We start from the raw sequence: 25447 nt of genomic DNA on the forward strand, positions 1-25447 counted from the left end.
TCCTCACCTGCAACTGCGCCAGGTGTTACAGCATTTAGTATAGCGTCGACAACTAAGCTTCTGTTGAGTTATGCCTCGTAGCGGGTATTATGCAACGCAACAAAAGTGAAGGGAGAAGAAAAGATGCCATCTTTCGATATTGTTTCCGAAGTTGATATCCAGGAAGTACGTAACGGCGTGGACAACGCCAGCCGCGAGGTTGAGTCTCGCTTCGATTTTCGTGGCGTTGAGGCTTCATTTGAGCTGAATGACGCAAATAAGACGATTAAAGTGCTGAGTGAGTCTGATTTCCAGGTGAATCAGCTGCTGGATATCCTGCGTGCCAAGCTGCTGAAGCGCGGCATTGAGGGGACGTCTCTGGATGTACCGGAAGATTTTGTCCACAGCGGTAAAACCTGGTTTGTTGAAGCCAAACTGAAGCAGGGCATTGAGAGCGCGGTTCAGAAGAAGATCGTTAAGCTCATCAAAGACAGCAAGCTGAAGGTGCAGGCGCAGATTCAGGGCGAAGAGATTCGTGTAACCGGGAAATCCCGCGACGATCTGCAGAGCGTGATGGCGCTGGTACGCGGCGGCGATCTCGGCCAGCCGTTCCAGTTCAAGAACTTCCGCGATTAAGAAAATGCCCGGCTTAGCCGGGCATTTTTTCAGGCTCTCAGTGCCTGTTCAACTTCGAAGCGGTTTGTCACTTTACTGTCGATTTTGACATACAAACTGCGCTCCTCAGGCACCAGTAATACCTCACTGACACCCTCTTTGGCTTCAAGTCGCTGTTTTAAGGCATCGCTGATATTCACATCAGACGGAATTTCCACCCGCAGGCTGCTGACATACTTCGGTTCTTTCATGGTGCTGGCGACCAGCAGCCAGAGCGTTGCCAGCAGCGCACCTGCAAGGAAAACGGTTTGCGAATCGAACATGCCATCGACCCAGCCCCCCAGAGAGCCGCCGATTGCCACACCGATAAACTGGCTGGTGGAGTAGATCCCCATTGCCGTGCCTTTATAGCCTGCCGGGGATTCTTTACTGATCAGGGACGGCAGCAGGGCTTCCATCAGGTTGAACGCAAGGAAGAACAGCTGTACACCTGCAACCAGCTCCCAGAAGTGCGGGCCTGAGCCCCACAACACAATTTCCGCAATCAACAACAGAGCGACGCAGGTGATAAAGACGCGCTTCATCCGGCGCTTCACTTCGGCATAAATAATAAACGGCACCACGGAGACAAACGAGATGAGCATGGTCACCAGGTAGATTTTCCAGTGCTCGGCTGCGGGGAAACCCGCTGCGGCAAGCTGGCCGGGGAGGGCGACGAAGGTGGACATCAGCAAAATGTGCAGGCACATAATGCCGAAGTTGAGCTTCAGCAGGCGCGGCTCAACCAGCACTTTGCTGAAGCAGCCCTTAACCATTCCCGATTCGCGGTTCAGCACATGGTTTTTGCTGTCAGGCACTACCCATATCGTCAGGGCGATACCCAGCGTCGCCAGTACGGCAATCATCCAGAACAAGGCATGTAGCCCAAGAGCATGAGTGATGATCGGGCCCAGCACCATGGCGATGGCAAAGGTCACGCCGAAGCTCACGCCAATAAAGGCCATCGCTTTGGTGCGGTTCTGTTCACGGGTCAGATCGGACAGGAGCGCCATCACGGCGGCGGCGATGGCACCGGAGCCCTGCAAGGCGCGACCGAGAATAATGCCCCAGATAGAGTGGGAGAGGGCGGCAATCACGCTACCGGCGACAAACACCAGCAGCCCGCCGACGATTAACGGTTTACGGCCGACGCGATCGGAGAGCAGGCCAAAGGGGATCTGAAATATTGCCTGCGCAAGGCCGTAAATGCCGATGGCAAGGCCAATCAACGCCTCGCTTGCGCCCTGTAACGCCATGCCGTATGTCGTCAGGACTGGCAGAACCATAAACATGCCGAGCATGCGCAGTGAAAAAACCGTCCCCAAACCCCAGGTAGCGCGTAGCTCGCCCGGCGTCATTTTATAGTCGTTCATTACCACCTCTGTCTAAAAAGCGCGTCCAGTGTAGTCTGAGAGCGGGACGGGGTAAACAGAGCGATGATAAACAATTATTTCTGGAGTTAATGATTCGTGCGATTAAACCGGGGGCAGGGTGAGTAATTTTTTTCTATCACGTTAATAGAGAGAGGAACGGTAGTTCACGACAAAAAGAGCAGTAATAATTATAAAAAATAAAAGGGGATTTAATAAATTTAAAAGTCTAGAGTCAGGGGCAAAGCCCCTGACTCTATATTCATAGCGAATTACGCGTTGGCGCCATCCAGGAAGCTGTTCCAGCTAGAGGAAGCATTATCCTTAAATTCGGACCAGTTTTTACCGGCAGTGTCGGTAAATTTATTCCAGCTGTTAGCACCATTGGTAAGGAAACCATTCCAGTTTGAATCACCCTTCAGGAAATCACCAAACGCAGTGGCGCTTTCAGCGACGAAGTCAGCGAATGCTGCACCGGAGTTCAGGGCGAAGGTACCAAAGCTCTGAGACGCATTAGCCAGGAAGCTGTTGAAACCGCTTAACGCGCCGAACAGGTTAAAACCGCCGGATACGAACTGAATTTCTTGAACTGATAATTCTTTCATTTTGTATTTCCTTATGGAATGAAATTAATGAGTGGGCTAATTACCCACGGCGAAGATTACCATTGGTCCATATCGTTGGGTAGTTAATATTATTTGCAGCGGTTTATATGTTCTCTTTTTGGCTTGATCGATATTTTGTTTATATTTATATGTCGTGAATTATTTGTCTTTAATATAAAAATAGCCCGCGACCGTTAAGGTGGCGGGCTATTTTATGCTTACGTCTGGCGGGCAGACGTAAGGTTATTAAAACTTACCAGACGTAAGTCAGCAGGTTATGTGAATCTGGCACCATAAAATCTACAGACATCATGACGCTCAGTGCGGTAATGGCGATGATGGAGAAGCCGAACAGCTTACGCGCCCAGACTTTATCATCTTCCACTTTATAACCGCGCAACGCCATGCCGAGCCACCAGACGCTCACCGCTGCAGCAACAACCAGATATTTATATCCGGCGTAACCGCCCAGGGAGAGCATCAGCGTAGCCACCGCAAAAGCGATGATATAGAGCGTGATATGGTTCTTGGCGACGGAGATGCCTTTCACCACCGGCAGAACCGGGATGTTCGCTGCCTGATAATCCTTAAAGCGGAAAATCGCAATGGCGTAGGAGTGGGGCATCTGCCACAGGCTAAAGATAGCCAGCAGGATGAGCGCACCGCTGTCGAACTCGTTGGTGACTGCGCAGTAGCCAATCACCGGCGGCGCAGCGCCGGAGAGAGAACCAATCAACGTGCCGTAGACGGAGTGACGTTTCATATACAGGCTATAGATGCCCACATAAACCACGAAACCCATCACCCCCAGCCAACAGGCCAGAGGGTTGGCGCCGAACCACAGCAGCATAAAGCCAGCAATACCCAGCAAGGTGGCGTACACCAGCGAGACGGCAGGAGACATCAAGCCTTTTACCAGCACCCGATTTTTCGTCCTTTCCATCTTCCTGTCGATATCCATGTCGATGTAGTTGTTAAATACACAACCGGACGCAACCACCAGTGACACCCCAATCAGCGTGGAGATAAAGAGGGCGTAATCGATGCTGCCTTTAGAAGCCAGCAGGAACCCTCCGATCACCGAGATCAGGTTGCCAAAGATGATGCCTGGTTTTGTTACTTGCAGGTATTGCTTAAACATACTCGCCGCTCTTAGTGAACCATCATGTTGTAGTTGAGGTTCCACATAATCCAGATGGATCCGACTACCAGGATTGCGATGATAATCACGGTAAAGATGAATGCTGTCATATTCCAGCCTTCATCAGACTTGGTGTTCATGTGCAGGAAGCAAACCAGATGCACCAGAATCTGCACTACCGCGGTAACCAGGATGGTGCCCAGAATTGCCGCGTGAGAAGCAGTACCGCTCATCACCATCCAGAACGGAATGACCGTCAGGATGATCGACAGGATAAACCCTGTCATGTAGGTCTTTACGCTGCCGTGGGAAGCGCCATGATCGTTAGAATGACTCATTACATCGCCCCCATCAGATAGACTACAGAGAACACACAGATCCAAACCACATCCAGGAAGTGCCAGAACAGGCTCAGGCACATAATACGGGTGCGGTTAGTGCTGGTCAGGCCGCGACGGGAAATCTGGAACATCAGAACAGCCATCCAGATCAGACCGGAAGTCACGTGCAGACCGTGGGTACCGACCAGCGCGAAGAACGCTGACAGGAAGCCACTGCGATCCGGGCCGAAGCCTTCCATGATCAGGTGATGGAATTCATAGATTTCCATCCCGATGAAGCCAGCACCAAACAACCAGGTCAACGCCAGCCAGGAGACAACCTGGCTCTTGTTGTTTTTGTACATGGCGATAGCCGCCATGCCGTAGGTGATGGAGCTGAACAGCAGCAGGGCAGTTTCAACCAGAACGAACGGCAGCTCAAAAATGTCCTTACCGGTCGGGCCGCCCGCTGTGCCGTTCACCAGAACGGCATAGGTCGCGAACAGACAGCAGAACAGAATGCAGTCGCTCATCAGGTAGATCCAGAAGCCGAAAACTTTCGTCGGCCCTGTATCGTGGTGCGCGTGGTCATGCGCGTGGGCAGTTGAGTGCGTCAAAGTATCAGTTGCCATTTTTCAGCCCCGCTTTAGAAATCTCATCGAAATGCTGGTTTTCCAGTTTTTCGACTTCACGGACTGGTACGTAGTAGTCCACGTCCTCGTCAAAGCTCTTCACAATCCAGCTAATTACGACGCCGGCAAAGCCAACAATCGCCAACCACCAGATGTGCCAGATCATTGCGAAACCAAATACCGTAGTGAAGGCGGCGATGACAATGCCCGCACCGCTGTTTTTCGGCATGTGGATCTCTTCGTAATGCGTAGGTTGCTTGTACGCTTCGCCTTTTTCTTTCATTTCCCAGAATGCGTCACGCTCATGAATGTGCGGCACAACGGCAAAGTTATAGAACGGCGGTGGAGAAGAGGTTGCCCACTCCAGCGTACGGCCACCCCATGGGTCACCGGTCAGGTCGCGGTTCAGGTTACGGTCACGGATAGAGACGTAGTACTGAATCAGCTGACATGCGATACCGCAGGCAATCAGCGCCGCGCCGCCCGCTGCAATCAGCAGCATTGGGTGGAACTGCGGATCGATCTGCTGGCTCAGACGACGGGTCATACCCATGAAGCCCAGCACGTACAGCGGCATAAACGCCACGAAGAAGCCGATAATCCAGAACCAGAACGCGCGTTTACCCCAGGTTTCGTTCAGCGTGAAGCCGAACGCTTTTGGCCACCAGTAGGTTACGCCAGCGAAGCAGCCGAAGACGACGCCGCCGATGATAACGTTGTGGAAGTGCGCGATCAGGAACAGGCTGTTGTGCAGAACGAAGTCAGCACCTGGAACAGCCAGCAGTACACCGGTCATCCCACCGACGGAGAAGGTCACGATGAAGCCGATGGTCCACAGCATTGCTGAGTGGAACTGGATACGGCCCTGGTACATGGTGAACAGCCAGTTGAAGATCTTAACCCCGGTAGGGATTGCGATAATCATGGTTGTAATACCGAAGAAGGCGTTTACGTTCGCGCCCGCACCCATGGTGAAGAAGTGGTGCAGCCAAACGATGAACGACAGAACGGTAATACATACGGTTGCCCACACCAGCGAGGTGTAACCAAACAGACGTTTACGCGAGAAGGTTGCCGCGATTTCGGAGAAGACACCGAACACCGGCAGAACCAGAATGTACACTTCCGGGTGACCCCAGGCCCAAATCAGGTTGATGTACATCATCATGTTGCCACCCATATCGTTGGTAAAGAAATGGGTACCCAGATAGCGATCCAGAGTCAGCAGCGCGATGGTGACGGTCAGAATTGGGAAAGAGGCGATAATCAGGACGTTGGCGCACAGAGATGCCCAGGTAAATACTGGCATCTTGAACATCGTCATGCCTGGGGCACGCATCTTCAGGATGGTCACGAAGAAGTTAATACCGGTCAGGGTAGTACCGATACCGGAGAGCTGCAGCGCCCAAATCCAGTAGTCAACACCTACACCAGGACTGTATTCAATTCCCGATAGCGGCGGATAGGCCAGCCAACCGGTCTGCGCGAACTCACCGACGCCCAGAGAGAGGTTAACCAGAATCACACCGACAACCGTGAACCAGAAGCTCAGGTTGTTCAGGAACGGGAACGCAACGTCACGCGCACCGATTTGCAGCGGCACGACCACGTTCATCAGACCGATAACCAGCGGCATCGCCACGAAGAAGATCATGATAACGCCGTGAGCGGTAAAGATCTGATCGTAGTGGTGCGGTGGCAGGAAGCCTGCTTCGCCTGCGGAGGCAAGCGCCTGCTGGCTACGCATCATGATCGCATCCGCAAAGCCACGAATTAACATGACGATACCGACGAGACAGTACATGATGCCGAGTTTTTTGTGGTCGACCGAAGTCAGCCACTCATTCCACAGGTAGCTCCACTTACCAAAGTAAGTGATCAGGCCAACTAAGGCCGCGCCACCAATGATAATTGCAGCAATCGTAACCATGATAATAGGTTCATGGTACGGCACTGCATCCAGTGTCAATTTTCCGAACATTTTCTTCCTCGGCCCCTTAGTGAGCGGTTTCCGCGTGGCTCATGTCCATGCCTTCCATACCTTCGTGCGAGTTGTGCTCGCCTTCAGGCTGGGTCACGTCCATGCTCTTGCCATGTCCCATAAATTTGCCAATGACATCTTTGAACAAATTCGGTTTCACGTTAGAGAAGTACTCCACTTTGTTGTATTCGCTAGGCGTTGCCACTTTTTCGAACGTAGCCATGTCAGACATGGTGTTCGGGGACTGTTTCGCTTTAGCGACCCACTGGTCGAAAGCGGCACGGTCAGGTGTGGCAATGGCCTTGAACTTCATACCAGAGAAGCCCGGACCACTGTAGCTGGCGGAGATACCGTCATAGGTGCCTGCTTCGTTGGCAATCAGGTGCAGGTTAGTCTGCATACCGGCCATCGCGTAAATCTGGCTGCCCAGACGCGGAATAAAGAAGGAGTTCATCACGGAGTTAGAGGTCACTTTGAACTCTACCGGAGTGTTCGCCGGGAAGGCGATTTCATTCACGGTAGCAATGCCCTGTTCCGGGTAGATGAAGAACCATTTCCAGTCCATGGAGACCACTTCGATGGTGATAGGTTTCTCATCGTGAACCAGCGGTTTGCTCGGCTCGAGCGAGTGAGTGGTTTTCCATGTCAGCACGGCAAGGAACAGGATGATCAGGATAGGCACCGTCCAGACCACAGCTTCCACTTTATTGGAGTGTGACCAGTTAGGGCTGTACTTCGCATCTTTGTTGCTCGCACGGTACTTCCAGGCGAAACCAATAGCCATCAAAATGGCAGGAATAACGACGATCATCATCAGGCCGAAAGCCGTCAGAATCAGGGAACGTTGTTCCAGTCCAATCTGTCCTTTGGGGTCCAGAAGCGCAGAATCACAGCCACTGAGTAATACAGTGCCTGCAATTAACGACAACCAGCCCAAACCTTTATTGTATTTCCTAAGTGTCATTTAACGACCTCAATTCCACGGGGACCTTGGTGGCGTTTAAAGTGTGGGGGCATTTTACGGGAAGGTTACATTACTGTAAACATCATTAGGACTGTGTCAGTAACGTGTTACCGGGTTCTGCCGGATAAGTCACACATGTTGCAAAGTATAGCCAATCCCGGACAGGAGTCCCGTCATACGCGGCTTATAACGAATCCGGTCCTGTCGGGAGGGGAAAGGGGGTAATTGGTATAACCATTGTGAAAAAGACACAAATAATTAACAAATAATTTGCAATAAAAAGACAATTAAAAAACGGAAAATTAATCTTTCGGTTGCTGAATCGGTTAAAGGAAAATAGGGTTTATTACCGCTTCCAATAATTTCCGGAATTCTAAGACGCACGAAACAACAAATATTATTTTGAACTGGACAGATTTATTTACCGTTATAATTTCACAAGGTGATTACAACGGCAAATAACCGTTTTTTATCATTTTACGTCGTTTGGGTTTTACGCATGGCCAGATAATCGAGAAGCGCACCGGTCACGATCCCGACCATCGCCAGCAGCGCACCCACATCAAGCAGCAGCAGGGTAAATGGCAGATCGAGGGTGGTCGTGGCATTCACAATCGCCACGACAAGCCACAGCGCCAGCATCAGACAGCCTGCCAGCAAGACTCTTAAGGCGAAGCGATAGGCGGACGGGTAGAGCGTCCTTTCCATAAAGTGTTCGGTTTGCTGGGTATATTCCAGCGAACGGCGGCATATTAATAACAGGAGCAGCCCAGGAATGGCCGCAAACACAGAGAACAGATAGAACTCCGCCCAGCCGTGCGTTTCAACGAACCAGCCCGCGATAGGGCCAACGTAGACGCGACCTACCGCAGAGAGCGCCGAGAGCAGGGCGAACTGTGTGGCGGAGAACGATTTATTGCACAGGGTCATCAGCAGCGCGACAAACGCCGCTGTCCCCATCCCACCACACAAGTTTTCGAAGAACACCGCCGTTGCCATGCTGAGCATATGCTTATCGGTGATGGAGAGCAGCCAGTAACCCGCATTTGAAATACCTTGCAGGATGCCGAAGATCAGCAGGGCACGGAACAGGCTCAAACGCTGCATCAATACGCCGCCATACAGTGCGCCGATAATGGTGGCAATCAGCCCCAGCGTTTTGTTAACGACCCCCACTTCACCAGCATCGAAGCCCACTCCGCGTATCAGGAAGGTGGTGGTCAGGCTCATCGCAAACGCATCGCCAAGTTTGTACAACACAATCAACAGCAGAATGAGCCAGGCGTTGTTACGGCCAAAAAAGTCGCGCAACGGTTCAGCCACAGCCTGCTCAAGGGAGCGGGGGACCGGGATCACATCGCTCGGTTCCGGGGCAAGAATTGTGGCGATCATGCAGGGAATAAGCAGGACGGCCATCAGCCAGTACATCCCCTGCCAGCCGAGGTATCTGTCCGCCAGCCACAGGGCCAGTCCGCCTGAGACCAGCATGCCCAGACGGTAACCCAGCACGCTGATGGCGGCACCGGCGCCGCGCTCTTCGGCTGAAAGCACGTCCGTTTTCCAGGCATCAAAAACGATATCCTGCGACGCAGAGCAAAATGCGATCACCACCGCCAGCGCAGCCATCCAGCGCAGCTGTGACGCAGGCTCAAGGAAGCCCATGGCGGCAATCGCCAGCAGCAGCATCGCCTGGGTCATCAGCAACCAGCCACGACGCCTACCGAGGAAAGGCGGCGTGTAGCGGTCCATCATTGGTGACCATAAAAACTTAAACACATAGGCCTGACCGACCAGCGAGAAGAAGCCGATGGTTTTAAGATCGATATTTTCGACGGTCATCCATGCCTGGAGCGTGCCGGATGTCAGGGCAAGGGGTAAACCGGAGGCAAAACCGAGGATCAGCAAGATAGCTGATTTAGGCTGCTGGAAAATGCGTAAGTAATGACTGGACATGAGGTAATACTGACCCGACCGGTGGCCGGGTCAGCAGGCAGACTTAACGTGCGTTCTGCTTGATGAATTCGTGAATGCTGGTGTCCTGCGCCATATCGGCGATGGTGTCGGTCAGCACGCTGTTAACCGCGTTAGCAATGTTCTGGTTAGAGGCCTGGAACGCACCTTCAACAGAGTAGCTTGCACGGTAGTTTTTGTTCATCTTGTTGCCGTTCTTCGCGGTAGCGATGATGGCGATATCGGCTTTGGTGGCGATGTTATAGCGCACGTTGCCCTGAGAGACGTCAGCGTACAGGTTGTTGACGATGATCTGCAGATCTACCGCGCCGCTTGGGCCAACCATATAACCGCGAGCGGTCATCTGCTTCTCAAGCACTTCCTGCAGTAGGAAACGCAGATCGCGGGAAGCGGTCAGGGTGACAACCTGGTTGTCGCGGGTAACTTTCGCCAGCGCCTGGTCGCGACGCTGGTCTGCGCCGTTAATGCTTACGGTCACGCCCATCAGGCTTGGATCCTGCTGTGGCAGGGTGATCTTTGGCGAAACATCAATGGTGGTTGGCGGGGTCGCGCAGCCAGCCAGCATAAACAGGGCGACTAAAGGGAAAAAGAGTTTTTTTAACATGTTCAGGCTCTCAACGAATCGTAAGCATATAGAGATAAAAATTGCCGCCATCATAACATCGCCAACGGCAAGGGGAAGTGGTCAACGCATGTAAATTCATCGCCTTGTCTGAAAACTGACCACCTGAAACGCTTTTCCGTTATTCGAACGACAAAACGACGCTTCCCTTATAGGACTTCATACGGTTGAATGAGAAAATCAGACGAAAGCTAAATTTTTGTTGTCTTGTTGTTATGCAAGCGGTAAAAGCGGCTAACATTTAAAGGGATGGGTGACATCTCAGCGTTGTCGGAGGAGTAATTTCATGATGATACGTGAACAGATTGAAGATAAGTTAAGGGCGGCGTTTGAACCTGTGTTCCTTGAAGTCGTCGACGAAAGCTATCGTCATAACGTACCGGCAGGCTCTGAGAGCCACTTTAAGGTGGTGCTGGTCAGTGACCGTTTCGCTGGCGAGCGTTTTCTCAACCGTCACCGTATGATTTACGGAACCTTGACGGAAGAGCTCTCGACCACGGTCCATGCGCTGGCGCTCCACACTTATACAATCAAAGAGTGGAAGGGGTTACAGGATACGATTTTCGCATCGCCACCGTGCCGGGGAGCCGGAACGATCGCGTAATAAATCCTGTTTGCAACAGCAGGAGCTTTTCCAGTATGTTGCATAAAGATTACGTCAAAGCGGCCTGCGGGCCGTTTTGTTTTGTCCGGGTTTTGAGTCGGTGGCGCGATTTTAAGGCTAAAAATAGCCTTAATTTGTGAAAAAAGCCGCAGCAACATACGCCAACCGTTCTCGACTCACTAAAGTGATGCCGCTATAATGCCGCGTCTTAATGAATGTCTTCGGGATGATTCTGGCGACAGGGAATGTGAATCTGCTACAAGAGAGCATCCCGGTATTGCGAGGCAAATTCAGAGTTGACCGAGCACTGTGATTTTTTTGAGGTAACAAGATGCAAGTTTCAGTTGAAACCACTCAAGGCCTTGGCCGCCGTGTAACGATTACAATCGCTGCTGACAGCATCGAAAACGCTGTAAAAAGCGAGCTGGTCAACGTAGCGAAGAAAGTCCGTATTGACGGCTTCCGTAAGGGCAAAGTACCGATGAATGTCGTTGCTCAGCGTTATGGCGCTTCTGTTCGCCAGGACGTGCTGGGTGACCTGATGAGCCGCAACTTTGTTGACGCGATCATCAAAGAAAAAATCAACCCAGCCGGTTCCCCGACCTATGTTCCGGGTGAATACAAACTGGGCGAAGACTTCACCTACGCGGTAGAGTTCGAAGTCTATCCAGAAGTTGAGCTGAAAGGCCTGGAAACGATTGAAGTTGAAAAACCTGTCGTTGAAGTGACTGAAGCTGACGTTGACGGCATGCTGGACACCCTGCGTAAGCAGCAGGCGACCTGGAAAGATAAAGACGGCGCTGCTGACGCAGAAGACCGTGTCACCATCGACTTCACCGGCTCTGTAGACGGCGAAGAGTTCGAAGGCGGTAAAGCATCTGACTTCGTACTGGCGATGGGCCAGGGTCGTATGATCCCAGGCTTCGAAGAGGGTATCAAAGGCCACAGCGCTGGCGAAGAGTTCACCATCGATGTGACCTTCCCGGAAGAGTACCACGCTGAAAACCTGAAAGGTAAAGCGGCTAAATTCGCCATTACCCTGAAGAAAGTTGAAGACCGCGAGCTGCCAGAACTGACTGAAGATTTCATCAAACGTTTCGGCGTTGAAGATGGTTCTGTTGAAGGTCTGCGTGCAGAAGTGCGTAAAAACATGGAACGCGAGCTGAAAGGCGCCGTGCGTAACCGCGTGAAGTCTCAGGCTATCGAAGGTCTGGTTAAAGCTAACGAGATCGAAATCCCGTCTGCGCTGATCGACAGCGAAATCGACGTTCTGCGCCGTCAGGCTGCACAGCGTTTCGGTGGTAACGAGAAGCAAGCGCTGGAACTGCCACGCGAGCTGTTCGAAGAGCAGGCTAAACGCCGCGTTGTCGTTGGTCTGCTGCTGGGCGAAGTGATTCGTACCCACGAGCTGAAAGCTGACGAAGAGCGCGTTAAAGGCCTGATCGAAGAGATGGCTTCTGCCTATGAAGATCCGTCAGAAGTTGTTGCTTTCTACGGCAGCAACAAAGAGCTGATGGAAAACATGCGCAATGTCGCCCTGGAAGAGCAGGCTGTTGAAGCGGTTCTGGCCAAAGCGAAAGTGTCCGAAAAAGCCACTTCTTTCAACGAACTGATGAACCAGCAGGCGTAATTCTGCCCGCTTTGTTTAAAGTTTGAGCAAAAAACCCGTTGCCTTTCGGCGGCGGGTTTTTTTTATCACAGTTATAAATCACGAAGCGTGATAAAACGCCTTTTCAGTGTTAGCGTTACAACAAAAGATTGTTATGCTTGAAATAGGGCTGAGCCATCCCCATTAGTGGGGAAGTAGTATTAAAGAGACTGGCTGATAATCCGTCCGCAAGGTTACAATCAGTACAGCAGGTATTTTCATTTTTTATCCAGGAGACGGAAATGTCATACAGTGGCGAACGAGATAACTTTGCACCCCATATGGCGCTGGTGCCAATGGTTATTGAACAGACCTCTCGCGGTGAACGTTCTTTTGATATCTACTCCCGTCTGCTTAAAGAACGCGTTATCTTCATGACCGGCCAGGTGGAAGACCACATGGCGAACCTGATCGTGGCGCAGATGCTGTTTCTGGAAGCGGAAAACCCGGAAAAAGACATTTACCTGTACATTAACTCCCCGGGTGGCGTTATCACCGCCGGGATGTCCATTTACGATACCATGCAGTTCATCAAGCCTGATGTGAGCACCATTTGTATGGGCCAGGCGGCATCGATGGGCGCATTCCTGCTGACCGCAGGGGCGAAAGGCAAGCGTTTCTGCCTGCCTAACTCGCGCGTTATGATCCACCAGCCGCTGGGCGGATACCAGGGCCAGGCGACAGACATTGAGATTCACGCCCGTGAAATTCTGAAAGTTAAAGGGCGCATGAATGAACTTATGGCTCACCACACGGGTCAATCACTTGAGCAGATCGAGCGTGATACCGAGCGCGATCGCTTCCTGTCCGCACCAGAGGCAGTTGAGTACGGCTTAGTCGACTCCATTTTGACCCATCGTAATTGATGCCCACGACGCGGGTGTGCCGCTATACTATGGTAGGGCGGCACTTTGCTTACGAGCAGCTTGCGTCTGAGAATGGCATTTGCGTCGTCATGTGCGGCACAAAGAACTTAAAAAGAGGTTTTGACTCATGACAGATAAACGCAAAGATGGATCGGGCAAACTGCTTTACTGCTCTTTTTGCGGCAAAAGCCAGCATGAAGTGCGCAAACTGATTGCCGGGCCATCCGTGTATATCTGCGACGAATGTGTCGACTTATGTAACGACATCATCCGCGAAGAGATTAAAGAAGTCGCACCACACCGTGAGCGCAGCGCGTTACCGACCCCGCATGAGATTCGTCATCATCTTGACGACTATGTCATCGGTCAGGAACAGGCGAAAAAAGTGCTGGCAGTGGCGGTGTACAACCACTACAAACGTCTGCGTAACGGGGATAACAGCAACGGCGTTGAGCTGGGCAAAAGTAACATTTTGCTGATCGGCCCAACCGGTTCCGGTAAAACCCTGCTGGCAGAAACCCTGGCACGTCTGCTGGATGTTCCATTTACTATGGCGGATGCCACCACCCTGACCGAAGCCGGTTATGTGGGTGAAGATGTGGAAAACATCATCCAGAAACTGCTGCAGAAATGTGATTACGATGTGCAGAAGGCACAGCGCGGTATCGTGTATATCGATGAGATCGATAAAATCTCGCGTAAATCCGATAACCCATCGATCACCCGTGACGTGTCCGGTGAAGGTGTGCAGCAGGCATTGCTGAAACTGATCGAAGGGACGGTAGCCGCGGTTCCACCGCAGGGCGGTCGTAAGCATCCTCAGCAGGAGTTCCTGCAGGTTGATACCTCCAAGATCCTGTTTATCTGTGGCGGCGCGTTTGCCGGTCTGGATAAAGTCATCGCTAACCGTGTTGAAACCGGCTCGGGTATTGGCTTTGGCGCCACCGTAAAAGCGAAGTCTGAAAAAGCGAAAGAAGGCGAACTGCTGATGCAGGTTGAGCCAGAAGATCTGATCAAGTTTGGTCTGATCCCTGAGTTCATTGGTCGTCTGCCGGTTGTCGCCACGCTGACAGAACTGAGCGAAGATGCGCTAATTCAAATTCTGAAAGAGCCGAAAAACGCCCTGACCAAGCAGTATCAGGCGTTGTTCAATCTTGAAGGCGTTGAGCTGGAATTCCGCGACGAAGCGCTGGACGCGATTGCCAAGAAAGCGATGGCGCGTAAAACCGGTGCGCGTGGCCTGCGTTCTATTGTTGAAGCAGCCCTGCTTGATACCATGTACGACCTGCCTTCTCTGGAAGAGGTCGAGAAAGTGGTCATCGACGAGTCTGTGATTGCCGGTCAAAGCAAGCCGCTGCTGATTTACGGTACGCCGGAAGCGCAGCAGGCATCTGGCGAATAATTCACCAGAGCATACAAGTAGTTAATCAAAAAGGGGGGATTTAATCCCCCCTTTTATTTTTCCGTAAACATGGCGTTGAATGTGTGGGAAACATCCCCATATACTGGATTACATGTTAATGGTTATGTGAAGCACAGTCTCATGACCAGCTTACCAGGCGGACACTAAACTAAGAGAGAGCTCTATGAATCCTGAGCGTTCTGAACGCATTGAAATCCCCGTATTGCCGTTGCGCGATGTGGTGGTTTATCCGCACATGGTCATACCCTTATTTGTAGGGCGGGAAAAATCTATCCGTTGCCTTGAAGCCGCCATGGATCATGATAAAAAAATCATGCTGGTTGCGCAGAAAGAAGCATCAACGGATGAGCCGGGTGTAAACGATCTTTTCACCGTCGGGACCGTGGCCTCTATTTTACAAATGCTGAAGCTGCCTGATGGCACCGTCAAGGTGCTGGTCGAGGGGCTGCAGCGTGCGCGTATTACCACGCTATCTGATGATGGCGAACACTTCGCAGCAAAAGCCGAATACCTTGACTCACCTCAGCTGGACGAGCGTGAGCAGGAGGTGCTGGTTCGCACCGCGATCAGTCAGTTTGAAGGCTATATCAAGCTGAACAAAAAAATCCCACCAGAAGTGCTGACGTCGCTGAACAGCATCGACGATCCTGCACGTCTGGCAGATACCATCGCTGCACACATGCCGCTGAAGCTGGCGGACAAACAGTCCGTGCTGGAGATGTCCGACGTCAATGAGCGTCTGGAATACCTGATGGCAATGATGGAGTCTGAAATCGATCTGCTGCAGGTTGAGAAACGCATTCGCAACCGCGTGAAAAAGCAGATGGAGAAATCGCAGCGCGAGTACTATCTGAACGAGCAGATGAAGGCCATTCAGAAAGAGCTCGGCGAGATGGACGACGCGCCGGACGAAAACGAAGCGCTGAAGCGTAAGATCGACGCGGCGAAAATGCCGAAAGAGGCGAAAGAGAAAGCGGAAGCAGAGCTGCAGAAGCTGAAAATGATGTCTCCGATGTCGGCTGAAGCGACCGTTGTACGCGGCTATATCGAGTGGATGGTTCAGGTTCCGTGGAACGCCCGCAGCAAGGTCAAAAAAGACCTGCGTCAGGCCCAGGAGATCCTGGATACCGACCACTACGGTCTTGAGCGTGTCAAAGATCGCATCCTTGAGTATCTTGCGGTTCAGAGCCGTGTGAATAAGCTCAAGGGGCCAATTCTCTGCCTGGTCGGGCCGCCGGGGGTGGGTAAAACCTCTCTGGGGCAGTCCATTGCCAAAGCCACCGGTCGTAAATACATCCGTATGGCGCTGGGCGGCGTGCGTGACGAGGCGGAAATCCGCGGTCACCGCCGGACCTATATCGGCTCAATGCCGGGCAAACTGATCCAGAAGATGGCGAAAGTGGGCGTTAAAAACCCGCTGTTCCTGCTGGATGAGATCGACAAAATGTCGTCCGATATGCGTGGCGATCCGGCTTCTGCCCTGCTTGAAGTGCTGGATCCAGAGCAGAACGTGGCGTTTAGCGATCACTACCTGGAAGTGGACTACGACCTGAGCGATGTGATGTTCGTGGCGACCTCTAACTCCATGAACATCCCGGCACCGCTGCTGGATCGTATGGAAGTGATCCGTCTTTCTGGCTACACCGAAGACGAAAAGCTGAACATTGCCCGTCGTCACCTGCTGTCGAAGCAGATTGAACGTAACGCCCTGAAAGAGAGCGAACTGACCGTTGATGACAGCGCGATTATCGGCATTATTCGTTACTACACCCGTGAAGCGGGCGTGCGTAGCCTGGAGCGTGAAATCTCCAAGCTGTGTCGTAAAGCGGTTAAACAGCTGCTGCTCGATAAATCGCTGAAGCACATTGAAATCACTGGCGACAACCTGCACGAATACCTCGGTGTTCAGCGCTACGACTATGGCCGTGCGGACAGCGAAAACCGCGTCGGACAGGTAACGGGTCTGGCATGGACGGAAGTTGGCGGCGATCTGCTGACCATTGAAACCGCCTGCGTACCGGGTAAAGGTAAGCTGACCTACACCGGCTCGCTGGGGGAAGTGATGCAGGAGTCCATTCAGGCTGCGCTGACCGTGGTGCGCGCGCGTGCGGAAAAACTGGGTATTAATCCGGACTTCTACGAAAAACGCGATATTCACGTTCACGTGCCGGAAGGGGCAACGCCGAAAGATGGCCCAAGCGCAGGTATCGCTATGTGTACCGCGCTGGTTTCTTGCCTGACCGGTAACCCGGTTCGTGCCGATGTGGCAATGACCGGCGAAATCACGCTGCGTGGTCAGGTATTGCCGATTGGCGGTTTGAAAGAGAAACTGCTGGCGGCACACCGCGGTGGCATTAAAACGGTCCTCATCCCGTATGAGAATAAGCGCGATCTGGAAGAGATTCCGGATAACGTTATCGCCGATCTGGAGATTCATCCGGTGAAACGTATTGAGGAAGTTCTGACACTTGCGTTGCAGAATGAGCCTTCAGGAATGCAGGTTGTGACCGCAAAATAGTGACCTCGCGCAAAGAGCGTCAATAAAAAAAAGGTTGGTGAGCTATTTCGGGCTTGCCAGCCTTTTTTTGTATAGCTAATTTAGATTGCTGATTGGGCTAGCCATCAACAACGGGTGTTGTAAGGTCATGGCAGGCCTGATATAACTGCTGCGCGGTCGCGTTGTGAAGGATTCAGACGCGATATAAATTATAAAGAGAGGAAGAGAAGAGTGAATAAATCTCAACTGATTGACAAAATTGCTGCGGGTGCTGACATCTCCAAAGCTGCGGCTGGACGTGCGTTAGATGCTTTGATTGCTTCTGTTACCGAATCTCTGCAGGCTGGGGACGACGTAGCGCTGGTAGGTTTTGGTACTTTTGCTGTTAAAGAGCGTGCTGCCCGTACTGGCCGCAACCCTCAGACCGGTAAAGAGATCACCATCGCTGCTGCTAAAGTGCCTGGCTTCCGTGCCGGCAAAGCGCTGAAAGACGCGGTAAACTGATCGCTTTCTTACTTCAGGGAAGTTGAAAAGTACAAGGGCGCATCATTTGATGTGCCTTTTTTGTTTGTCCAGACCTGATTTATGTGAGTTTATGCGAGTTGTGGGCTGACAATAGCCCCGGTTTCTTGTCACAATACGCCTTTACGCGCTGCGGTCAGGATTCCGCCAGCGTCAGGTCACCAGTCACCTACAGCGGAGTGTGGTTACACCATGATGGACAGCTTACGCACGGCTGCTAACAGTCTCGTGCTCAAGATTATTTTCGGTATCATTATCGTGTCGTTCATATTGACCGGCGTGAGCGGATACCTGATTGGCGGTAGTGCAAACTACGCCGCAAAAGTGAACGACCAGGAAATTAGCCGTGGGCAGTTTGAGAATGCATTTGCCGGTGAACGTAACCGCATGCAGCAACAACTGGGCGACCGGTTCTCTGAGCTGGCGGCGAACGAAGGGTACATGAAGAACCTGCGTCAGCAGACGCTGAACCGTCTTATCGATGAAGCGCTGCTGGATCAGTATGCCAGTGAACTGGGTCTGAGCATCAGCGATGACCAGGTGAAGAATGCGATTTTCGCGACCCCTGCTTTCCAGAATAATGGCAAATTCGATAACACCCGTTATACCGCCATCGTTAATCAGATGGGGATGACGCCGGATCAATACGCTCAGGCACTGCGCAATCAGCTCACCACTCAGCAGCTTATTAACGCTGTTGTGGGCACCGACTTCATGCTTAAGGGCGAAGCGGACGAGCTGGCGACGCTGGTTGCTCAGCAGCGTATCGTGCGCGAAGCCACTTTTGACGTTAACGCCCTGGCTGCTAAACAGCAGGCGAGCGACGAAGAGGTGAAAAGCTACTACGAGCAGAACAAAAACAACTTCACCGCCCCGGAACAGTTCCGCGTGAGCTACATCAAGCTGGATGCGGCTGCGATGCAGCAAAACGCCACCGATGCGGAGATCCAGTCTTACTACGATCAGCATCAGGATCAGTTCACTCAGCCACAGCGTAACCGTTACAGCGTGATCCAGACCAAAACGGAAGCTGACGCTAAAGCGGCGCTGGATGAGCTGAACAAAGGCACCGACTTTGCAACGGTCGCAAAAGAGAAGTCCACCGATATCATCTCTGCGAAAAACGGCGGTGACATGGGTTGGCTGGAAGAGGCGACCACTCCGGACGAGCTGAAAAATGCCGGCCTGAAAGAGAAAGGTCAACTTTCTGGCGTGATTAAATCTTCCGTCGGTTTCCTGGTGGCACGTCTGGATGATATCACCCCTGCGACAACCAAACCGCTGGCTGACGTCCATGATGAGATCGCGGCGAAAGTGAAGCAGGAGAAAGCGCTGGATGGCTTCTATGCGTTGCAGCAGAAAGTGAGCGATGCGGCCAGCAACGACAACGAATCCCTGGCGGGTGCTGAGCAGGCTGCGGGCGCGAAAGCGGTCACCACCGGTTGGTTTGATCGTGACAACCTGCCGGAAGAGCTGAACTTCAAGCCAGTGGCGGATGCCATCTTCAGTGGCGGTCTGGTGGGCGAAAACGGCACCCCGGGCAGCAACTCCGACATCATTACCGTGGACGGCGACCGCGCCTTTGTTCTGCGTGTGAGTGAGCACAAGCCGGAGGCTGTTAAGCCGCTGGACGAGGTGAAAGATCAGATTACTGCGCTGGTGAAGCATAACAAAGCCGTGCAGCAGGCGAAGCTGGATGCTGAAAAGCTGCTGGCTGAGCTGAAAGCCGGTAAAGGTGATGAGGCGCTGAAAGCGGCTGGCCTCAGCTTTGGTGAGGCGAAGACCCTGAGCCGTACCGGTCAGGATCCGATCAGCCAGGCGGCATTTACCCTGAACCAGCCTGCGAAAGACAAACCGAGCTTTGGTATCGCCAACGATATGCAGGGCAACGTGGTGATTCTGGCGCTGGATGAAGTCAAAGCGGGCACCATGCCGGAAGCGCAGAAGAAAGCGATGGTTCAGGGGATCACCCAGAACAACGCGCAAATCGCTTTCGAAGCGTTGATGAGCAACCTGCGTAAAGAAGCCAAAATTAAGCTGGGCGATATCATCACTCAGCAGTAATTACGGCGCTGCTCGCAAACTTAAGCAACATACTGCAATACCAAAAGGCCGCTTTCGCGGCCTTTTCCATTTCTGCAATCTGCTGTTTGTTCCTGAAAAGCGGCCCGAATAAGGTAAGGGGGCTGTCAACAAACAAGGAGAAAACAGCATGAAACATGGAATCAAAGCCCTTTTTGTCACGCTTGCCATCGTAACGGCGGGGTTGAGCCAGAGCGCGCTGGCGTCACCCTCGGTCGCGAAAACGCAGGTCACACAAAGCAAATCTGAGCCGTCGGCCTCCGCCACGTCGTCACCGCAGTCGAAAGCCGTCGCGAGCAGCAATAATGGCGAAGAGGAAGGGGGGCGGGTCAGCATTAATACTGCATCGGCAGAGGAGCTGGCAAAGGTAATGAATGGCGTAGGGATAAAGAAAGCCCAGGCGATCGTCAGTTACCGCGAAGAGTACGGTCCGTTTAAAACCCTGGACGATCTCCGGCAGGTTCCGGGTATGGGTGGGGCGCTGGTGGAACGTAATCTTGCGCATCTGATGCTGTAATAACTTGCACAGTGGCAAAAATTTGCCAGGATAAAGAGGTCATACCAGTTATGACCTCTGAATCTTATAATTAACTATCCTGAAGGCTATTGCGCTATGCAGACCCAAATCAAAGTTCGCGGCTACCACCTGGATGTTTACCAACACGTTAATAACGCCCGTTATCTGGAGTTCCTCGAAGAGGCGCGCTGGGATGGACTGGAAAACAGCGACAGCTTTAAGTGGATGACCGCACACCGTATCGCTTTTGTGGTGGCGAACATCAATATCAACTATCGCCGTCCCGCAGTGCTCAGCGATCTACTCACCGTGACCAGCGAGCTACAGCAGTTAAACGGGAAAAGTGGAGTACTGAGTCAGGTGATCACCCTGGAGCCGGAAGGACAGGTGGTGGCAGATGCGTTAATTACCTTTGTCTGCATCGATCTGAAAACGCAGAAAGCGCTGCCGCTGGAGGGGGAGTTACGTGAGAAGCTGGAGCTGTTAATCAAATAACCCCGCTTCTGATGCCGGGCGAAGCAGAACCTTCACCCGGCAGACTGGCCCGAATTAGTTAAGACCGGTTTTCTTTTTCAGGGCCGCCATCACCCCGGCTTTATCCGCCAGATAGTGATTCAGACCGTTGGCGCGCAGGTTACAGGCGGCGCACTGGCCGCAACCATCGCCCTGAATGCCGTTGTAGCAGGTGAGCGTTTCGTTACGCACCAGATCCAGCTTGCCCCAGTAGTCGGCCAGCGCCCAGGTTTCGGCTTTATCGAGCCACATCAGCGGCGTTTCGAAGCGGATATCTTTGGCCATGCCGAGGTTCACGGCGTGGTTGAGGGCTTTAACAAACTCGTCGCGGCAGTCCGGGTAGCCGGAAAAATCGGTTTCGCACACGCCGGTAATGATTGCCTCGGCTTTCACCTGGTAAGCATAGATGGCCGTCAGGGTCAGGAAGAGGATATTACGCCCTGGTACGAAGGTATTTGGGATCCCCTCGGCATCCGGTTCGTAGTCCGGCACCGGAATGCTGTCCCGGGTGAGGCTGCTCACCGCCAGTTCGTTGAGCAGAGTGACATCCAGCACCTTATGCGCCCGTGCGCCGAGTTTCACCGCCAGTTTCTGCGCGACCTCAATCTCTTCGCTATGGCGCTGACCATAGTCAAAAGTCACACAATGGACTTCATCATATTGCTGCAGAGCCTGAACCAGACAGGTCGTGGAGTCCTGACCTCCACTGAACACGACAACGGCACGTTTCATTAATCTTCCCAACTTTGACGGTTAAAAACCTATGGTAACGTCTGCCCGTGGCGGCGACCAGCTTCTTCACGTTTTCGGCGCAGGCAGCCAGGCCTCGGTAAAGTCAAACCAGCCGCGCGGATTCAGGCGGATGCCGTTTACCCCCGGCGGGGCGCTGATTTGGTACTGATAGTTGAACAGGGGCGTCAGCACGCCACGCGCCATCAGACGGGAGTAAACCTCTTTCAGCGCCAGATGGCGGGCAGATGGGTCGGGCTGGGTCTGAACGGCATCCAGGGTCGCCATCAGGTGCGCAAATTCCGGCGCGCTGAGCAGATAAGGCCACAGGGCATCGCAGCGCAACCACTGCTCCAGGGTGTACTCTGGCGCCTCGCCAATTAACCTGTCCCCCATCATGATATCCGCCTCCGCCAGGGCGGTGCAGCCATCCCAGGTTTTAGCGTCATGAAACATCACTCTAAGCTGACATCCTTCCTGCGCCAGATAGCATTTCAGCTGTTCCGCCATGGTATGCAACTCCACCGGCAGGTGATAAAGCAGGGTGAGCGTATCCGGCAGAACGGCCTCCTGTTCCCGCGTCCACTGCGGGATTGACCAGCCCGGCAGCAACTCCTGGGTCGGCGTGATGAGGTTTTCGTCCAGTGGCAGGGTATGCAGCAGCGACGTGTGATGAATAATGTCGATCAGCCTGCGGGCCTGCGCCTCGCTTAAACGGTCGCTCTGTTTCAGCGTGAGGTAACAAAAACCGAGGCTGATGCTGTTACTGACCGGCCGCAGGCTGGCAAGCTCCTCCGGCTCACCGATGGCAATCTGCGCCGGATGGCGAAAGCTGGTGCCTGAATCCTGGTCAAAAAGCTGAGGCGTGATCCAGTATTCAATCGCTTTCAGTAGAGGATGTCCGAGATGGTACTGCTCGTGGCTTTCCAGCCGGACCAGATCCGCCTCAAAGATCGCCAGCCGAAACGGCCCGCTCCCCGTCAGAGGCTCTTCTGGGTGGGCGAGACGGCTGCAGTAGCTTGCCAGGCGGTGCGCCAGCCAGTAATCCGGCTGATGTAGTACGAAGGTCAGGCACTGAGGATGGGTGACCTCAATTTGCCTCACGCTGTTAAAGAGCTTGCGCAGCGCGGGCAGGGTAAGCAGCTTCGCCAGCTGGTTCTGGAGCTGGGCCGCCTCGACTTTATCCCCATTGTGCCAGTGCAGCGTGGAGCGAATGTAGAAATGCCAGCGCAGCCCGTCGGCCGAGATCTCCCAGTGATGCGCCAGATCGCCCACGGGTTCGCTGCGGGTATCGTCGAACCGGGTCAGTCCGGAAAAGATCTGTCCTACAAGATGCTGTTCAGCGCGGCCCGGCAGAAAACCAGGCTGGAGCGGATCGAGTTGACGGTAATAGGGAATACGCAGCGTCGGGGTGTCATTCTGCCACTGCCCGCCCAGAAAAGGATGCAGCAGGGCACGCAGCGCCTGGGGTGCCAGTTGGGCCAGCGCCAGGGCGTTCTGCTGATGTCCGCTTTCCAGCGCCTCTTCCATCATCGCGTTACGTAACGATTCCGGCGAGACGTGGAAGCGCAGCTCGCCGCGCTTTCCGCGTCCGGACTGCGCATGCCAGCTTAGCCAGCCCGCCTCCTGGGCCTGGCGCAGCAGGGTGCGGACGTGCCGTTCACTGCAAAAACAGCGGCTCGCCAGCTCTGCCACGCTGACCTGCTGGGACGCACCGGCAGAGGGCTGCCACAGTCTCTGGTACTGATTAAGTCGATTAAGCTGGCGCATCGTAAACCCGGAACAATAATTTCCATCTATTCAGTATTACTTCCGTATATACCAGGCAATACTGTTGCACAAGTTACCCCTTCACATTTTTGGAGTTCCCATGGCGCGGCTGGCGGCATTTGATATGGACGGCACCTTGTTAATGCCGGATCACCGTTTAGGTGATAAGACGCTAAGCGTGCTTAAGCGGCTGCGTGAGCGCGATATCACGCTCACCTTCGCCACGGGCCGTCATGTGCTGGAGATGCGTCATTTAATGGGGGCGCTCTCCCTCGACGCCTTTTTGATTACCGGCAACGGCACGCGCATTCACTCTCTGGAAGGGGATGTGCTTTATCGTCAGGATCTCGCCCCGGATGTAGCAGAACAGGTGCTGCACAGCACATGGGATACGCAGGCCAGCATTCACGTTTTTAACGATACCGGCTGGCTGACAGGCAAGGAAATCCCGGCGCTGCTCGAAGCGCACGTCTACAGCGGCTTCCAGTATCAACTGACCGATCTGCGCCGTATCCCGGCCCATGCGGTGACCAAAATCTGTTTCTGCGGCGATCATGACGATCTGTGCCGCCTGCGCATTCAACTTAACGAGGCGCTGGGCAGCCGCGCGCATCTCACCTTCTCGGCCATAGATTGTCTGGAGGTGCTGCCGGTAGGGTGCAACAAAGGCTCCGCGCTGGCGGTGCTGAGCGAACATCTGGGTCTGAGCCTGCAGGAGTGTATGGCGTTTGGCGATGCGATGAACGATCGCGAGATGCTGGGCAGCGTGGGACGCGGCCTGATTATGGGCAATGCGATGCCACAGCTGATCGCCGAGCTCGCACATTTACCGGTTATTGGACACTGCCGCAACGAGGCCGTGTCCCACTTCTTAACCCATTGGCTGGATACACCTGATCTTCCTTATTCCCCCGAATAGTGAGACCCTTCCAGCAAGCCAGACGAACGTCTGGCTTTTTTTATTTTACCAGTCGGGTGATTTCCGCAAGCCATGGCGCCACATCGCCAATATTCGCTTTCACCCATTCGGCATTGTAATAGGTCTCCAGATAGCGCTCACCGCTGTCGCACAGCAGCGTCACGACAGAGCCGGTTTGCCCAGCCTCACGCATCCGCGCGGCGAGCTGTAACGCGCCCCACATGTTGGTGCCGGTTGAGGCCCCCACCTTGCGGCCCAACTGCGTTTCCAGCCAGAGGGCGGTGGCGACGCTCGCGGCATCCGGCACGCGGAGCATCTCGTCCACCACGTCCGGGATAAACGACGGTTCGACGCGCGGGCGGCCAATCCCTTCGATTTTGCTCCCCACCGGGCTGCGCAGAGCAGGATCGCGCTGCTGCCAGTAATCCAGGAATACAGAGTTCTGCGGATCCACGACCATAAGACGGGTATCGTAACCCTGGCAGCGAATATAGCGGCCAATAGTGGCCGAGGTGCCGCCGGTACCCGCGCTCATCACGATATGGGCCGGCACCGGGTGGGGCTCATTCTGCATCTGGCGGAAGATACTGTCGGCAATGTTGTTATTGCCGCGCCAGTCGGTGGCCCGCTCTGCGAAGGTAAACTGGTCCATATAGTGGCCGTTCAGCTCCCGGGCCAGCATCTCTGAGGCGGCATAAATTTCACAGGCGCTTTCCACAAAGTGGCAGCGCCCGCCGTAAAATTCGATCTGTTCGATTTTACGTTTCGCCGTACAGGATGGCATGACGGCGATAAACGGCAGGCCGAGCAGGCGGGCGAAATAGGCCTCGGAGACGGCGGTGGAACCGGAGGAGGATTCAATAATGGTGGTGCCTTCATTGATCCAGCCGTTACACAGCCCGTAAAGGAACAGCGAGCGCGCCAGACGGTGCTTCAGGCTGCCGGTGGGGTGGGTACTTTCATCTTTCAGATAGAGCTGGATACCCGGAAAACCGGGCAGGGCAAGGTGAATAAGGTGAGTGTCCGCCGAGCGCTGATAATCAGCGTTAATTTCACTGATGGCGTTTTTGACCCAGGTGCTATTCATCGAAGTTATCCATTTGTCATTTTGTGCCCAG

The 25447-nt window shown here is 53.5% G+C and carries 23 protein-coding genes; 11 read left to right on the forward strand and 12 right to left on the reverse strand.

Annotated elements, in window-relative coordinates:
* Positions 1-123 precede the first annotated feature (123 nt).
* The gene (locus tag C3406_RS00665) at positions 124-615 is read left to right on the forward strand and encodes a YajQ family cyclic di-GMP-binding protein (RefSeq protein ID WP_103178471.1); all 492 of its coding nucleotides are present in this window, start codon (positions 124-126) and stop codon (positions 613-615) included.
* Positions 616-644: 29 nt separating this feature from the next.
* Here C3406_RS00665 and C3406_RS00670 read toward each other — a convergent pair whose 3' ends face one another.
* The 9 genes from C3406_RS00670 to C3406_RS00710 all read right to left on the reverse strand — a co-directional run bounded on the left by C3406_RS00670 (position 645) and on the right by C3406_RS00710 (position 10221).
* Positions 645-2006 carry an MFS transporter gene (locus tag C3406_RS00670; protein WP_103824037.1) on the reverse strand — a complete coding sequence of 454 codons (1362 nt, stop codon included), beginning with the start codon at positions 2004-2006 and terminating at the stop codon, positions 645-647.
* 269 nt (positions 2007-2275) lie between these two features.
* Positions 2276-2608, reverse strand: a complete 333-nt coding sequence (locus tag C3406_RS00675) for a hypothetical protein (protein ID WP_103824038.1) — start codon at positions 2606-2608, stop codon at positions 2276-2278.
* A gap of 253 nt (positions 2609-2861) precedes the next feature.
* Positions 2862-3749 (reverse strand): heme o synthase, encoded by an 888-nt coding sequence (gene cyoE, locus C3406_RS00680; RefSeq protein WP_103824039.1) that lies wholly within the window; start codon positions 3747-3749, stop codon positions 2862-2864.
* Between the two features lie 11 nt (positions 3750-3760).
* Positions 3761-4087, reverse strand: coding sequence for a cytochrome o ubiquinol oxidase subunit IV (locus tag C3406_RS00685; RefSeq protein ID WP_103178475.1), 327 nt, complete (start codon positions 4085-4087; stop codon positions 3761-3763).
* Positions 4087-4701, reverse strand: a complete 615-nt coding sequence (locus C3406_RS00690; RefSeq protein WP_103178476.1) for a cytochrome o ubiquinol oxidase subunit III — start codon at positions 4699-4701, stop codon at positions 4087-4089. The genes C3406_RS00685 and C3406_RS00690 overlap by 1 nt, the downstream gene beginning before the upstream one ends.
* Positions 4691-6682, reverse strand: coding sequence for a cytochrome o ubiquinol oxidase subunit I (gene cyoB / locus C3406_RS00695; RefSeq protein ID WP_103824040.1), 1992 nt, complete (start codon positions 6680-6682; stop codon positions 4691-4693). The genes C3406_RS00690 and cyoB overlap by 11 nt, the downstream gene beginning before the upstream one ends.
* 16 nt (positions 6683-6698) lie before the next feature.
* Positions 6699-7646 (reverse strand): cytochrome o ubiquinol oxidase subunit II, encoded by a 948-nt coding sequence (gene cyoA, locus C3406_RS00700; RefSeq protein ID WP_103824041.1) that lies wholly within the window; start codon positions 7644-7646, stop codon positions 6699-6701.
* A gap of 477 nt (positions 7647-8123) precedes the next feature.
* Positions 8124-9599 (reverse strand): muropeptide MFS transporter AmpG, encoded by a 1476-nt coding sequence (ampG, locus tag C3406_RS00705; protein WP_103824042.1) that lies wholly within the window; start codon positions 9597-9599, stop codon positions 8124-8126.
* Between the two features lie 43 nt (positions 9600-9642).
* The gene (locus C3406_RS00710; RefSeq protein ID WP_103178480.1) at positions 9643-10221 is read right to left on the reverse strand and encodes a lipoprotein; all 579 of its coding nucleotides are present in this window, start codon (positions 10219-10221) and stop codon (positions 9643-9645) included.
* A 304-nt stretch (positions 10222-10525) separates the two neighbouring features.
* Here C3406_RS00710 and bolA point away from each other — a divergent pair, with 304 nt between their 5' ends.
* The 9 genes from bolA to C3406_RS00755 all read left to right on the forward strand — a co-directional run bounded on the left by bolA (position 10526) and on the right by C3406_RS00755 (position 20893).
* On the forward strand, positions 10526-10843 hold the full coding sequence (gene bolA, locus C3406_RS00715; protein ID WP_039032378.1) for a transcriptional regulator BolA: 318 nt from the start codon (positions 10526-10528) through the stop codon (positions 10841-10843).
* 331 nt (positions 10844-11174) lie between these two features.
* A complete protein-coding gene (gene tig / locus C3406_RS00720; RefSeq protein WP_103824043.1) occupies positions 11175-12473 on the forward strand; it encodes a trigger factor in 1299 nt (432 codons plus the stop codon).
* Positions 12474-12733: 260 nt separating this feature from the next.
* Complete coding sequence (gene clpP / locus C3406_RS00725) at positions 12734-13357, forward strand: ATP-dependent Clp endopeptidase proteolytic subunit ClpP (RefSeq protein WP_032616835.1); 624 nt, start codon at positions 12734-12736, stop codon at positions 13355-13357.
* A 127-nt stretch (positions 13358-13484) separates the two neighbouring features.
* Positions 13485-14759 carry an ATP-dependent protease ATP-binding subunit ClpX gene (clpX, locus tag C3406_RS00730; protein WP_103178482.1) on the forward strand — a complete coding sequence of 425 codons (1275 nt, stop codon included), beginning with the start codon at positions 13485-13487 and terminating at the stop codon, positions 14757-14759.
* A gap of 184 nt (positions 14760-14943) precedes the next feature.
* The gene (lon, locus tag C3406_RS00735) at positions 14944-17298 is read left to right on the forward strand and encodes an endopeptidase La (protein WP_103824044.1); all 2355 of its coding nucleotides are present in this window, start codon (positions 14944-14946) and stop codon (positions 17296-17298) included.
* A 210-nt stretch (positions 17299-17508) separates the two neighbouring features.
* Complete coding sequence (gene hupB, locus C3406_RS00740) at positions 17509-17781, forward strand: nucleoid-associated protein HU-beta (RefSeq protein ID WP_002444653.1); 273 nt, start codon at positions 17509-17511, stop codon at positions 17779-17781.
* A 210-nt stretch (positions 17782-17991) separates the two neighbouring features.
* Positions 17992-19863: a peptidylprolyl isomerase gene (gene ppiD, locus C3406_RS00745; RefSeq protein WP_103824045.1), complete on the forward strand. Its 1872-nt coding sequence runs from the start codon at positions 17992-17994 to the stop codon at positions 19861-19863.
* Between the two features lie 148 nt (positions 19864-20011).
* Positions 20012-20398, forward strand: a complete 387-nt coding sequence (locus C3406_RS00750; protein ID WP_103824046.1) for a helix-hairpin-helix domain-containing protein — start codon at positions 20012-20014, stop codon at positions 20396-20398.
* 96 nt (positions 20399-20494) lie between these two features.
* The gene (locus C3406_RS00755; RefSeq protein ID WP_103824047.1) at positions 20495-20893 is read left to right on the forward strand and encodes a YbgC/FadM family acyl-CoA thioesterase; all 399 of its coding nucleotides are present in this window, start codon (positions 20495-20497) and stop codon (positions 20891-20893) included.
* 54 nt (positions 20894-20947) lie between these two features.
* On the opposite strand, the gene queC is transcribed toward C3406_RS00755, so the two are convergent.
* Positions 20948-21643 carry a 7-cyano-7-deazaguanine synthase QueC gene (queC, locus tag C3406_RS00760; RefSeq protein WP_103824048.1) on the reverse strand — a complete coding sequence of 232 codons (696 nt, stop codon included), beginning with the start codon at positions 21641-21643 and terminating at the stop codon, positions 20948-20950.
* 66 nt (positions 21644-21709) lie between these two features.
* Positions 21710-23410: an SgrR family transcriptional regulator gene (locus tag C3406_RS00765; protein ID WP_103824049.1), complete on the reverse strand. Its 1701-nt coding sequence runs from the start codon at positions 23408-23410 to the stop codon at positions 21710-21712.
* Positions 23411-23510: 100 nt separating this feature from the next.
* Here C3406_RS00765 and cof point away from each other — a divergent pair, with 100 nt between their 5' ends.
* Complete coding sequence (cof, locus tag C3406_RS00770; protein ID WP_103824050.1) at positions 23511-24329, forward strand: HMP-PP phosphatase; 819 nt, start codon at positions 23511-23513, stop codon at positions 24327-24329.
* Between the two features lie 40 nt (positions 24330-24369).
* Here cof and C3406_RS00775 read toward each other — a convergent pair whose 3' ends face one another.
* The gene (locus C3406_RS00775) at positions 24370-25416 is read right to left on the reverse strand and encodes a PLP-dependent cysteine synthase family protein (RefSeq protein ID WP_103824051.1); all 1047 of its coding nucleotides are present in this window, start codon (positions 25414-25416) and stop codon (positions 24370-24372) included.
* Between the last annotated feature and the right edge of the window lie 31 nt (positions 25417-25447).

Source organism: Leclercia sp. LSNIH8, from assembly GCF_002920195.1.
GTDB lineage: Bacteria > Pseudomonadota > Gammaproteobacteria > Enterobacterales > Enterobacteriaceae > Enterobacter.

Excerpts from the sequence above, each read along its gene's own strand:
- C3406_RS00750 (WP_103824046.1), top strand. The coding sequence starts at position 20,012 with ATGAAACATGGAATCAAAGCCCTTTTTGTCACGCTTGCCATCGTAACG.
- bolA (WP_039032378.1), top strand. The coding sequence starts at position 10,526 with ATGATGATACGTGAACAGATTGAAGATAAGTTAAGGGCGGCGTTTGAA.
- C3406_RS00755 (WP_103824047.1), top strand. The coding sequence starts at position 20,495 with ATGCAGACCCAAATCAAAGTTCGCGGCTACCACCTGGATGTTTACCAA.
- C3406_RS00665 (WP_103178471.1), top strand. The coding sequence starts at position 124 with ATGCCATCTTTCGATATTGTTTCCGAAGTTGATATCCAGGAAGTACGT.
- C3406_RS00710 (WP_103178480.1), bottom strand. The coding sequence starts at position 10,221 with ATGTTAAAAAAACTCTTTTTCCCTTTAGTCGCCCTGTTTATGCTGGCT.
- tig (WP_103824043.1), top strand. The coding sequence starts at position 11,175 with ATGCAAGTTTCAGTTGAAACCACTCAAGGCCTTGGCCGCCGTGTAACG.
- clpX (WP_103178482.1), top strand. The coding sequence starts at position 13,485 with ATGACAGATAAACGCAAAGATGGATCGGGCAAACTGCTTTACTGCTCT.
- lon (WP_103824044.1), top strand. The coding sequence starts at position 14,944 with ATGAATCCTGAGCGTTCTGAACGCATTGAAATCCCCGTATTGCCGTTG.
- C3406_RS00765 (WP_103824049.1), bottom strand. The coding sequence starts at position 23,410 with ATGCGCCAGCTTAATCGACTTAATCAGTACCAGAGACTGTGGCAGCCC.
- C3406_RS00775 (WP_103824051.1), bottom strand. The coding sequence starts at position 25,416 with ATGAATAGCACCTGGGTCAAAAACGCCATCAGTGAAATTAACGCTGAT.
- C3406_RS00675 (WP_103824038.1), bottom strand. The coding sequence starts at position 2,608 with ATGAAAGAATTATCAGTTCAAGAAATTCAGTTCGTATCCGGCGGTTTT.
- C3406_RS00670 (WP_103824037.1), bottom strand. The coding sequence starts at position 2,006 with ATGAACGACTATAAAATGACGCCGGGCGAGCTACGCGCTACCTGGGGT.
- cof (WP_103824050.1), top strand. The coding sequence starts at position 23,511 with ATGGCGCGGCTGGCGGCATTTGATATGGACGGCACCTTGTTAATGCCG.
- C3406_RS00685 (WP_103178475.1), bottom strand. The coding sequence starts at position 4,087 with ATGAGTCATTCTAACGATCATGGCGCTTCCCACGGCAGCGTAAAGACC.
- ampG (WP_103824042.1), bottom strand. The coding sequence starts at position 9,599 with ATGTCCAGTCATTACTTACGCATTTTCCAGCAGCCTAAATCAGCTATC.
- cyoE (WP_103824039.1), bottom strand. The coding sequence starts at position 3,749 with ATGTTTAAGCAATACCTGCAAGTAACAAAACCAGGCATCATCTTTGGC.
- queC (WP_103824048.1), bottom strand. The coding sequence starts at position 21,643 with ATGAAACGTGCCGTTGTCGTGTTCAGTGGAGGTCAGGACTCCACGACC.
- ppiD (WP_103824045.1), top strand. The coding sequence starts at position 17,992 with ATGATGGACAGCTTACGCACGGCTGCTAACAGTCTCGTGCTCAAGATT.
- cyoA (WP_103824041.1), bottom strand. The coding sequence starts at position 7,646 with ATGACACTTAGGAAATACAATAAAGGTTTGGGCTGGTTGTCGTTAATT.
- C3406_RS00690 (WP_103178476.1), bottom strand. The coding sequence starts at position 4,701 with ATGGCAACTGATACTTTGACGCACTCAACTGCCCACGCGCATGACCAC.
- cyoB (WP_103824040.1), bottom strand. The coding sequence starts at position 6,682 with ATGTTCGGAAAATTGACACTGGATGCAGTGCCGTACCATGAACCTATT.
- clpP (WP_032616835.1), top strand. The coding sequence starts at position 12,734 with ATGTCATACAGTGGCGAACGAGATAACTTTGCACCCCATATGGCGCTG.